Annotated in this window: 10 protein-coding genes; 5 read left to right on the top strand and 5 right to left on the bottom strand. The window is 57.2% G+C overall.

Features of this window, described 5'->3' with window-relative positions:
* Window positions 1–7 precede the first annotated feature (7 nt).
* The 5 genes from RUH64_RS03635 to RUH64_RS03655 all read right to left on the bottom strand — a co-directional run bounded on the left by RUH64_RS03635 (window position 8) and on the right by RUH64_RS03655 (window position 5,268).
* Entirely contained in the window at window positions 8–1,369 is a 1,362-nt protein-coding gene (locus RUH64_RS03635) for a gluconate:H+ symporter (RefSeq protein ID WP_313811369.1), read from the bottom strand.
* Window positions 1,370–1,736: 367 nt separating this feature from the next.
* On the bottom strand, window positions 1,737–2,135 hold the full coding sequence (locus RUH64_RS03640) for a universal stress protein (protein ID WP_313811371.1): 399 nt from the start codon (window positions 2,133–2,135) through the stop codon (window positions 1,737–1,739).
* On the bottom strand, window positions 2,132–3,661 hold the full coding sequence (locus RUH64_RS03645) for a tripartite tricarboxylate transporter permease (RefSeq protein WP_313811373.1): 1,530 nt from the start codon (window positions 3,659–3,661) through the stop codon (window positions 2,132–2,134). The genes RUH64_RS03640 and RUH64_RS03645 overlap by 4 nt, the downstream gene beginning before the upstream one ends.
* Before the next feature lie 22 nt (window positions 3,662–3,683).
* Window positions 3,684–4,223: a tripartite tricarboxylate transporter TctB family protein gene (locus RUH64_RS03650; protein WP_313811374.1), complete on the bottom strand. Its 540-nt coding sequence runs from the start codon at window positions 4,221–4,223 to the stop codon at window positions 3,684–3,686.
* A gap of 46 nt (window positions 4,224–4,269) precedes the next feature.
* Window positions 4,270–5,268, bottom strand: coding sequence for a Bug family tripartite tricarboxylate transporter substrate binding protein (locus RUH64_RS03655; protein WP_396275975.1), 999 nt, complete (start codon window positions 5,266–5,268; stop codon window positions 4,270–4,272).
* A gap of 154 nt (window positions 5,269–5,422) precedes the next feature.
* Here RUH64_RS03655 and RUH64_RS03660 point away from each other — a divergent pair, with 154 nt between their 5' ends.
* The 5 genes from RUH64_RS03660 (at window position 5,423) to RUH64_RS03680 (ending at window position 11,411) form a co-directional block, all read left to right on the top strand.
* Window positions 5,423–6,310, top strand: a complete 888-nt coding sequence (locus tag RUH64_RS03660) for a LysR family transcriptional regulator (RefSeq protein ID WP_313811376.1) — start codon at window positions 5,423–5,425, stop codon at window positions 6,308–6,310.
* A gap of 138 nt (window positions 6,311–6,448) precedes the next feature.
* Entirely contained in the window at window positions 6,449–7,387 is a 939-nt protein-coding gene (kdgD, locus tag RUH64_RS03665) for a 5-dehydro-4-deoxyglucarate dehydratase (protein ID WP_313811377.1), read from the top strand.
* 42 nt (window positions 7,388–7,429) lie between these two features.
* Entirely contained in the window at window positions 7,430–9,028 is a 1,599-nt protein-coding gene (locus tag RUH64_RS03670) for an aldehyde dehydrogenase (NADP(+)) (protein WP_313811378.1), read from the top strand.
* Between the two features lie 3 nt (window positions 9,029–9,031).
* A complete protein-coding gene (locus RUH64_RS03675) occupies window positions 9,032–10,360 on the top strand; it encodes an enolase C-terminal domain-like protein (RefSeq protein WP_313811380.1) in 1,329 nt (442 codons plus the stop codon).
* 109 nt (window positions 10,361–10,469) lie between these two features.
* On the top strand, window positions 10,470–11,411 hold the full coding sequence (locus RUH64_RS03680) for an AEC family transporter (protein WP_313811381.1): 942 nt from the start codon (window positions 10,470–10,472) through the stop codon (window positions 11,409–11,411).
* Window positions 11,412–11,434 lie beyond the last annotated feature (23 nt).

Raw genomic sequence — 11,434 nt, forward strand, 5'->3', positions numbered from 1 at the left:
GTGCCACCTATCCGATGAACAAACTCAGCAGCAAGACTCCACCTAGCCCGAGCACAGATAGCACCGTCGTATATGACGTGCGCACCGCCAACGCCTGACCTACATTGAGGTTGAAATACTCCTTGAACATCCAGAAACCAGGATCATTGACATGGCTGAAAGCCAAGGAACCACAGGATGTAGCCAATACCATCAGCTCTGGAGAGATGCCAGATGCCGCCACCAACGGCGCCGCAATACCAGCCGCAGTAGATACCGCCACCGTTGCCGAACCCAACGCAATGCGAAGAATTACAGCAATCAACCAGGCCAAAATGATTGGATTCAGATTCCAACTGCCGGCCGCCTGCGCAATGTAGTCCGAAATGCCCGCGGAAACCAGTACTTCTTTGAACACGCCGCCAGCGCCGATGACCAGCATGATCATGGCCATCGCACGAGCTCCCTCGCTCATCGACTTGCCTACCTGCGACATCGTGCGCCCGTGCATTGGGCCAAAAGCAATGGTGGCAACAATCAGAGCTGCCAACAATGCGATCTCCGGGGATCCGATGAACTTGAGCGCCTGATAACCAAGGCCTTCGGATTCGCCGATCGACATCAACGTAATTTCAGATCCGGCAATGAAGATGATCGGCAACGCCGCAACCAAAAATGAGAGAATCCCCGAAGGCAGTTCAGATTCGGCAAACTCACGTTCAGCCAAAACGCCCTGAGGCATGGTCGGATTAATGCGGCGCACGAACGGAAGGCGCGGCCAGATCATAGCCAAAGCCGCACCCACCGGCACTGCAACCAGCAGACCATAGGCTAGCGTCAGGCCGACCGATGCTTCATACAGCCCGGCGACGGCCGTAGGCCCAGGATGCGGAGGCAAAAAGGAATGCATCGTGGACAACGAAATCGACATCGGCAGCCCAACCCAAAGCAAATTCACCTTAGTCGCACGAACCAAGGTAAATGCCACGGGAACCAAAATTACGAAAGCTACCTCGTAGAACATTGTGACGCCAATGAGCATGGCCGACACGATCATGGCCCACTGAACGCCACGCTCACCGAACACCCCGAGGATCTTGCCTGCGATGCGCTGCGCGGCGCCGGCATCACCCATCACACGGCCGATCATTGCGCCTAAGCCTACGACGATCGCGGTACCGCCCATCTGGCTGCCGATACCGTCTTTGATCACTTCTGGTATAGATCCAAGGCCAGCGCTCTGCCCGTCCACGGAAAAGCTTCCGGTGGCGACAGCCCAAAACGCAACAAGCACTGAAACTACGAGTAGGGATATGAAGCCATTGAGCTTGAACTTCATCATAAGGACCAACAGCACGATCACTGAGAGGCCAACAACAACCAAAGGCATGAGGCGGTTCCGATCTATTCTTCAAAACTAGGGTGTCACCGCTCCGCGCCGGGACACTGGCACAGATCACTTACTTCTGTGCCAGTGATCACAGTAGTTTTGATTCAACCCCTACGTCCAAGACTTCCCGGGCATATCATGATGCCCAACATGCATGAGTTGGAGAGTGTTGGAACACCCCCTGATTTGTCTAGGGAAAACAGGGAATGGCCCATCTCAATCATGCCAAGCCCACCCGAAAGTGAAGAAGATCACGGATGATTATGAGGGGTGGATGCACTTTAGGAATTACTCCCAGACGCACAAAACAGGCCGCCGAGAATATCCGGAAAGATATCCTAGGCAGCCTGCCTTGTTTACAGTTCTCCTACCCTTGGCCTGCCTTGACAGCCAGCACTGGACGGTCGGCTTGAAGCAGGATCCGTTGTGCATGTGAACCCATGATGAATTTACCAACCTGGGTCCGGTGGCGCAGTCCGATGACGATCAGCGAAGCATCATGCTCCACCGCCAATCGTAAAAACTCTTCCGCTAGATCGTCGCGATAAGTAGATTCGACGACCTCAGACTGAATTCCAGCTTGAGCAACAGCCTGTTCGACTTCTACCCAGTCTTGAGCCGATGCCGTGTTCTTGTCCACCAAGGCACCCTCACGCGACGAGTTGACGATCAATAGCTTGTCGCTGCGCAGCTGAGCCTCGGCAATCGCAGCATGAAGTGCAGCTCTACCTACGTCCGTAGGAACGTATCCGACGATGATGCTCATACTTTCTCCTTATCCATTTCATTGTCCGAAGTTGCTGGAGCCTTCTTTCGGCGGTCGACCGCGGACTTGATGATCGGCCACAGCGCAACGACAACAAAAACGACTAGCAGTACTGCTGTAATTGGACGATCGACGAACCCGCCTAGATCCCCATTGAGCACCAACAGAGAACGCCTGAGGTTGGACTCCAACAGGCTGCCCAGCACGAAAGCCAAAACCATTGGCCCCGGTTCGAAACCAAACTTCTTCATCAGGTACCCAATGGCACCAAAAATCACGACCATCAATACGTCGAACATCGAGTTGCGAATGGTGTAGGCGCCGAGCATCGTAATCAGTGCGGTAATCGGTGCAAGAATCGCAGCACGGATGCGCAGAATGCGGATGAAAACGCCAACCAATGGAATCGACATCAAGAGCAACAGGATGTTGCCGACGTACATCGAATTGACCACGCCCCAGAACAACTCAGGATCATCGTTGATCAGCTGCGGTCCTGGAGTGACTCCTTGAATCAGCAATGCGCCAAAAATAATCGCCATGGTGGCGTTGGCCGGGATGCCAAGCGTCAACAGAGGAATGAATGAGCTGGTCGCAGCCGCGTTGTTTGCAGTTTCGGGGCCAGCCACACCTTCAATGGCACCTTTTCCGAAGCGCGATGGATCCTTTGCGGTCTTCTTCTCAACCCCATAGGACGCCAGTGATGCGATGGTCGCACCGCCGCCGGGAAGAATACCGAGGAAGAATCCGAGGATCGAACCGCGGGCCATCGCTGGGGTTGCTTGCTTAATCTCTTTTCCGGAGGGCCACACCTTGCTGACCTTGACCGGTTCGGCGGACGCCCGGTGGCGTTCTTCAAGATTGTAAAGGATTTCACCGACGCCGAAAAGGCCCATTGCTATTGGCACAAAATCAATGCCGTCCGCCAAGGATAAGTTGCCGAAGGTGAAGCGCTCAACACCGGTGAAACCGTCGCGCCCCATGGTCGCCAAAAATAGACCGACCGCTGCGGCGATGATCGCCTTAATTCTCGATCCACCGGATATCGTTGCCACCAACAAGATGCCCAGCATCGCCAGTGCGGTGTATTCCGGAGGACCAAAATCCAGGGCAAAACTAGCTACCAGTGGAGCCAGGAATGTCAGACCGATGATGGAAATAGTGGCACCGGCGAAGGAGCCAATGGCCGCAATACCCAGCGCGGTGCCGGCCCTTCCTTGCTTGGCCATCACATAGCCGTCAAAAACGGTCACCACCGAACTGGCCTCGCCGGGCAATCGCAGCAGCACCGAGGTAATGGTGCCGCCGTACTGCGCGCCGTAGAAAATACCCGCGAGCATGATGATCGCAGTCACCGGTTCTACGCCATAGGTCATCGGCAAGAGGATGGCAATGGTAGCTGCAGGCCCAAGTCCGGGCAATACGCCGATTAGCATGCCCACGACAACACCCAGCAGGCAAAACAGAAGATTCATAGGGTCAAGAACGGTTCCGAAACCGTCCAAAACCGGAGCAAAAAAATCCATGAGGATAAACCTTTATTTACGGCTAAAAGAGCCGGGGAATCGATGTGCCGAAAGCAAGGATGAACAGGAGGTAGAAGACGACAACCACCATCACCGAATACACCACTGCCGAACGCCAGGTCTCGCCTCCGAGCCAGCGCATCCAGATGAAGCACAGCAACAGCGAGGGAATCTCGAACCCGATCAACGGCGTCAAGACCACCATAAGAATCAAGGTTCCAAAACCGACCAGCGAGTACCAGCTCAAGACGCTGAATCGTTCACCGTCCTGCCCGCCGCGGCGGCCGACCAATAACTGCACCACCGCCATGACCGAGGCAATCAGCGATATGACGAATGGCCAAGTTCCCGAATCCGGCTGGTCAGGGGTTCCAAGACCCAGCTTCAGCGAGAGCACCATGCCGAAAATTCCCAGACCTAGAATCACCAGCGAAGACATCAAATTCGCAACTGGTCCGGCTTTTTCTGGCGCTTCTGCCTCCCACTGCGCCACCAGCTCCTCTGGGGTCTCAGCTTCACGTTGCTCATTGATTGAAAAAGGCTGTGTGCTCTTCGTTTCCATGACGTATTCCTTTGACAATTAATCCGTATCCGGCAGTTCGGTGTCGCTACTCGCCACCCATGTCAATGTCGTATTCGTTGGTGAGGTCTTCATATTTCTTTGCGAGTCCGTTCCATTCGGTAACGACTTCCTCGCCTGAAATTTCGTGCGGAGTCAGCAGGCTCTTCTCATTCATTGCCAGATACTGTTCCGTCTTTACCGCGGCTTCGATGGAATCAACGAGTTTGTTCTTGACGTCTTCGCTCAGCCCCTTGGGCGCGGCTACCGCACGATACTGGGCGACCGGTGCGTCATAGCCAGCTTCCTTGGCAGTCTGCACATCAGGCATGAACTCGTTGCGCTTGTCAGAAAAGACCATCAGTGGAACCACGGTTCCAGCGTCAATCTGTGGCTTTGCTTCGCCAAGCTGTACCGTAGTCACCTGGACCTGATTACCCATCGCTGCAGTCAACGCGGGAGACCCTGAATCGAACGGAACGAAAGTTCCATCCAAATCGGCTTGGGCCAGCACCAAGGCTTGTGCCAGTTGGGAACCGGTGCCGACGCCAGTGGTGCCGAATGACAATTTTTCTTTACTATTCTTGACATCGTCAAAGGACTTGAGGCCCGAATCCTTGCTCGCGACCATGACGTAGTCGTCTTGAGATAGCCCCATCAGCACATCAAGATCATCGAGGGTGACTGCTTCATCTTCCGGTACAGTCATGGGGGTAATCGTGATCAGCGACGCGTTCAAGAGAACAAGGTTTTGTCCGTCCGCGGGTTTGCCTTCGACTTCTTTGGTAGCCACCGCGCCGTTAGCGCCCGGTTTGTTCTCCACAGGCATGGCTACACCCAGAGATTCCGACATTCCCTCAGCCACGGAACGGGCGATGAGGTCCGTCGAGCCACCGGGCGCCTGGCCGACGGTCATGGTGACGGGGCCGTTGGGGAACGAACCCTCGGCGGATCCACCGCCGAGATTGCCGCCACAGGCGGCGAGGGACAAAGTAGCGGCTACAGCGGAAACGGACAACATCGTCCGTCGAAGGATGCGAGTTTTCACGGGAGTGGCTCCTGAGTGTTGTGAATTTGCTTGTGATCCACATCTCATAAGGATGTGAATGGGGTCACCAAGCTAGGCATGCTCAACACTAGAAACTCGGTACGATACATGTCCAAGACCTTATTTATATGGCATCATGCCCGGAAGGTAATACGTGTTCACTTTGGATCAGGCCCGCAGCTTTGTCGCGGTAGCCGAAGAACTGCATTTTGGCCGCGCCGCCGAAAGGCTGAATATGACTCAGCCGCCGCTGAGTCGTCAGATTCAAAAACTCGAACGCATTGTTGGCGTTGAACTACTGGAACGCGATAATCGAAGCGTTACCCTCACAGCAGCCGGCGAGGCATTCCTCCTCGAAGCACGACGCCTGGTTATCGCCGCCGAGCGAGCCCCGGAAAATGCGCGCCTCATTGCCAGCGGGCAGCTCGGTGCCTTGCGCATCGGCTTTACCGCCGCCACAGGCTTTAGCATGTTGGGTCCTTTTCTGGAGCAGATCGGCACCAAGCTCCCCAACGTTCATCTTGAACTGACCGAATTGGTGACGAACGAGCAAATTACTGCACTGATCGACGGCGATCTGGACATCGGCCTTGCACGTCCGCCCTTCGATGAGAATCTCTTTGAATCAGTCCTCCTTCTCTCCGAAGGCCTATTCGTGGCGGTTCCCAGCGGCCATCGCCTTGAATCTCTTCAACGCGACCTGCAGGTCTCCGATCTGGCTGATGAACCGCTGGTCATGCATTCACCCACCAAGGCCCGCTACTTCTACGACCTGGTAGTCCGCCAAATCCCCATTGAACACAACAACGTACGGCACACGGTAAGCCAAATTCTGACAATGATCTCTTTGGTCGCGGCGGGACGCGGCATTGCCTTCGTCCCCGAAAGCGCCAAGGTTCTAGGTGTGGAGGGAGTCAGCTATCTGCGGCTGAGCGGCCCTATCGAGCATCCGGTGCAGTTGCATGCAATATGGAATCGGAAGTCGCGTAATCCTGCGCTAGCCCGACTCATTCAGATCATTAAGGCCAGTCAGCCGGACTAATCCGCTCACGTCACCCCATCAATGCACCAAAGGTATCAATCAATACAATAAAAGGCTTAGACAGGCATAAGTAGATTTTCTAGTGTGTAGTCATCGGAACTCATCCTGCACCTGTGCAGATTTCACTAAGGATTTCTCATGACTCAGTACACCCCAACTGAACTTGCCGACAAGCTCAAGGACGGGTTGCTTTCTTTCCCGGTCACCGCATTCGACGCGCAGATGCAGGTAGACGAAGACACCTACCGCAAGCACCTGGATTGGCAGTCAAGTTTTGACGTGGCAGGATTGTTTGCTGCTGGAGGAACCGGTGAAGGTTTTTCGCTTACCGCCGAAGAGTCACTGAACGTTGTGCGCATGGCAGTAGAGGAGGCAGGAGACCGCGTTCCAGTACTTGCTTCTGCAGGCGGCTCCACGGCGCAGGCAATTGAAAACGCCCGCAATGCTCAGGAAGCCGGGGCCGAGGGGCTGCTGCTCCTGCCCCCTTACCTGACCGAATGCGATCAAGAAGGCCTGTATCAGCATGCCTCAGCCGTCGCACGCGCCACCGATGTCGGCATCATCGTGTACAACCGTGCCAACGCTGTCTACTCTGCCGATACGGTGGCTCGATTGGCTGATGAACATGAAAATTTCATTGGTTTCAAGGACGCCATCGGCGACATCGAGCACAATACGAAGGTCTACGCCAAGAACGGCGATCGCCTGTTCTACCTGGGCGGACTTCCCACCGCAGAAACCTTCGCCTTGCCACTGCTTCAGCTGGGCATGAGCACCTATTCATCGGCAATGTATAACTTCGCCCCCGAGTTTGCTCTGGAATTCTACAAGGACGTCCGCAACCTCGACCGTGCAGCGGTCAATGAAAAGCTCAACCGCTTTGTGCTTCCCTACATCGAGATCCGCGACCGGGTTAAGGGGTACGGAGTCTCTATCGTCAAGGGCGGCATGAAGGCCATCGGCCGAGACTGCGGTTCGGTACGCACACCACTGCAGGACATGACCGAGTCGGACCTCTCCGATCTCGCTGCGCTGATCAAGACCGCCGGAGTCGTTCCGGCCGGCGCCAGCATCTAGTTCGTCGACCCCGAGTCTAACCACCGCAAATTGGGAGAACACTTGAACACCACCAGCACAACACTAAATGGACAATCCATCATCGCGGGTGTCAGCACCCAGGGTACCGGTCGAGAAACTTTCGCAGTCAACCCGGCGACCAATGAGCCTCTTGAACCGGTCTACAGCCTCATCGACGGCGATCAGTTGCGCACTGCCACCGCAGCGGCAAACGAAGCATTTGCCTCGTTCCGTGCTGTGGAACCGCAGCTCCGCGCGGACTTTCTGGAAGCCATCGCGCAGAATATCGAGGCAGTTCGGGAGCCGCTGGTCGCTCGCGCAATGGCCGAGACAGGACTGCCCGAGGCACGCTTGAATGGAGAAACCGCCCGAACAGCGAATCAGCTGCGCCTCTTCGCGCAGGTGGTGCGTCAGGGCGACTACCACGGTGCACGCATCGATCCGGCACTGCCGCAGCGAGTTCCAGCCCCACGCGTCGATATCCGACAGCGCAAACTTCCCCTGGGTCCGGTGGCAGTTTTCGGAGCGTCGAACTTCCCGCTGGCCTTCTCCACGGCGGGCGGCGACACTGCCAGCGCCTTGGCAGCAGGTTGCCCTGTGGTGTTCAAAGCGCACAATGCGCACCCGGGGACCAGCGAGATCGTTGGACGCGCCATCACACAGGCAATCACCGATCTAGGCCTGCATCCAGGCGTCTTCTCACTGATCTACGGTCCGGGTTCGTCCATCGGCCAGGCATTGGTGAGCGACCCATCGATCAAGGCCGTAGGCTTCACCGGTTCGCGGGCCGGCGGCGTGGCATTGATGGAAACGGCAGCCAATCGTCCAGAACCAATCCCGGTTTATGCCGAAATGTCATCCATCAATCCGGTGATCTTCTTCGAGGGAGCGCTTGACGACCCGCAGGCTCAGGCGCAGGCCTATATCGCTTCAGTGACCGGCTCTTCTGGCCAGCTGTGCACCGCACCTGGTTTGGTTTTCGTCCCCCGCGGTGCCGCCGGCGACGCCTTGGCCTCCGCCATCAATGGGTTGGCACCAGGGACCAACGGTCAGACCATGTTGACGCCCGGCATCTACAAATCCTGGGTCAACGGGGTCAACCAGCTGAGCGCTCAAGACGGCGTGCAGCTGCTGGGCCGTGGTGAACAGGGAGCAGGGGAAAATGCTCCGGCACCCAGCATCTTCGCCACCGACGTGGAAAATCTCCTGGCCAATCCGCTGCTTCAGGAAGAAATCTTCGGAGCTGCATCGCTGGTCATCCGCTACTCCAGCGCCCAGGAACTCAGCTCGGCGCTGGCAGCGCTCGAGGGACAGCTCACTGCGACGCTGCAGTTGACGGAGTCCGATTATGCCCTCGCGGCTGAAGTAATCCCTACCCTGGAATTAAAGGTCGGACGCATCCTGATCAATGGGTGGCCCACCGGAGTCGAAGTGGGGCATGCCATGATCCACGGAGGCCCGTTCCCAGCCACGTCGGCACCGCAGACCACTTCCGTCGGCTCTCTTGCCATCGAAAGATTCCTGCGTCCGGTCGCCTACCAGAACTTCCCGCAGCAGCTGCTGCCCCGGCCGATTGCCGATGCCAACGAATGGAACCTCACCCGGCGCGTCGACGGCACCTTAAAGATTGCAGGAGAATAACTCATGAGTGCACAGCCGACTATCACAAAGGTTCAGGTCATCCCGGTTGCAGGGCATGATTCTATGCTGCTGAACCTCTCCGGCGCCCACGGCCCGTTCTTCACCCGAAATATCGCCGTTCTCACCGACAGCGACGGCCGCACGGGACTCGGTGAGGTGCCCGGCGGCGAAGCCATTCGTTCAACCATTGAAGAAGCCGGAGCCCTGATTACCGGAGCTCCGGTAGCGACCTACCGTTCGCTGCTGCGTAAGGTGTCCTCCCGTTTCGCAGACCGCGATGCGGGTGGTCGAGGCGCGCAGACCTTTGATCTGCGCACTACAGTGCACGCCGTCACCGCCCTGGAATCCGCGCTCCTAGACCTGCACGGACAATTCCTGGGCGTGCCGGTGGCCGAACTGCTTGGCGATGGCCAGCAGCGTGACGCGGTGCCGATGCTCGGTTACCTCTTCTACGTTGGCAACCCCGATCGCACAGACCTACCCTACCTGCGCGAACCGCAGGGTGCAGATGACTGGGAACGTGTACGCCGCGAAGAGGCCATGACCCCCGATGGTGTCGTTCGTCTGGCCGAAGCCGCACAGGCCCGCTACGGGTTCAAGGACTTCAAGCTCAAGGGCGGCGTGCAGGCAGGCGACCTAGAAGTTGATGCTGTCACCACATTGAAGCAGCGCTTCCCCGAAGCCCGCATCACCTTGGACCCTAATGGCGGCTGGCTACTTGAGGACGCAATCCGCCTGGGCAAACGCATGAATGGCATCGTGGCCTATGCGGAGGATCCGTGCGGCCCCGAAGGTCGTTTCTCCGGCCGCGAGGTCATGAGCGAATTCCGCCGGGCCACCGGACTGCAGACCGCTACCAACATGATTGCCACCGACTGGCGCGAAATGGCGCACGCGGTGCGCACCAATGCCGTTGACATTCCCTTGGCTGACCCGCACTTCTGGACCATGTCCGGCTCGGTGCGCGTGGCCCAGTTGTGCAACGAGTTCGGCCTGACCTGGGGATCGCATTCGAACAACCACTTCGATATTTCACTGGCCATGTTCACCCAGGCAGGTGCCGCGGCTCCGGGAAAAATCACCGCACTGGACACCCACTGGATTTGGCAGGACGGTCAGGATCTGACGCAGAACGCTCCGAAGATTGTGGATGGCGAAGTGAAGGTTCCAGAGGCCGCCGGTCTAGGCGTCACGCTGAACATGGACCGAGTGAACGAGGCCCACGAGCTGTACAAGGAACATGGTTTGGGTTCGCGAGACGACGCGGTCTCCATGCAGTACCTGATCCCAGGGTGGGAATTTGATTCCAAGAGCCCTGCCCTGGTGCGCTGACCTTTCGGCCCGATCCAGCATCTGACAGGTGCAGAACCACCGTGGGGCTCACATTACGTGAGCCCCACGGTTCACTTAACACTGCCTGACGGCAACCTTTGGAGACTACATGCAAGGCGTATTGCAGGGATTCGCCATCATCCTGCTATTGATTGGAGCCGGCCTCGCAGCAGCTGTTCTACTGCCCTCCAAACGCGACGCATTAGCCAGGGGCATGACCCCCCTGATTTATTACCTCACCAACCCGGCGTTGATGTTCATCCTGCTTTCGGAAACCGACCTGCGGCAGGTTGCGGGCGTCTTCACCCCCATAGCTTTGCTCGTTGCTGTCCTGACCGCTGGGTTGTATGCCTTGGTCTCACGGTTGGCATTCAAAACTCGGTGGTCGAACCTGCCTTCGGCGGCAATGTCCACAAGCTACGTCAACGCTGGAAATATCGGCGTTCCGCTGGCGCTCTATGCGGTGGGCAGCACGGTCCCGGTCGTTTCGGTGCTCCTGGCCCAGCTGCTCTTGATCGCCCCGTTCTATTTGTGCCTCTTTGCGCTCATCGCCAAACGACGTCAAGGGGCCGATTCGCAGGGGAACATTGGACGGACCATCCTTCGCTCGATTGCCAATCCATTGACCACAATGGCGTTTCTGGGTGCCCTGTTCTCATTTGCGGGATGGCGGCTTCCTGGGGTGCTGCATGCTCCGCTGCAGATGCTGGGTGACGCATCCGTCCCGTTGCTCCTGGTGGCCTTCGGCCTAGCTCTCTACGGGCAAAAGCCACTTGCCAACCCCTCGATAAGAGCTGAGGTCTATGTTGGCACCGCGTTCAAACTTTTTGTTGCCCCGGCCATTGCGTGGGTCGCGGGGTCGGTGCTTTTCCATCTTCAGGGAGTGGATCTGCTCGGCGTGGTGATGATGGCCGCCCTGCCCACCGCCCAGAACGTCCTGCTGTTTTCTCAGCAGTTCAAACTTCCAGTTGATGTGCCGCGCGAGATCATCTTGCTCAGCACGCTGCTGACTTTGCCGGTCATTCTCCTTATTACGTTGGTCCTCGGCTGAGCTGCACCCAGTGAACATCCTTG

Source organism: Glutamicibacter sp. (assembly GCF_032154645.1).
In the GTDB taxonomy this organism is placed as follows: domain Bacteria; phylum Actinomycetota; class Actinomycetes; order Actinomycetales; family Micrococcaceae; genus Glutamicibacter.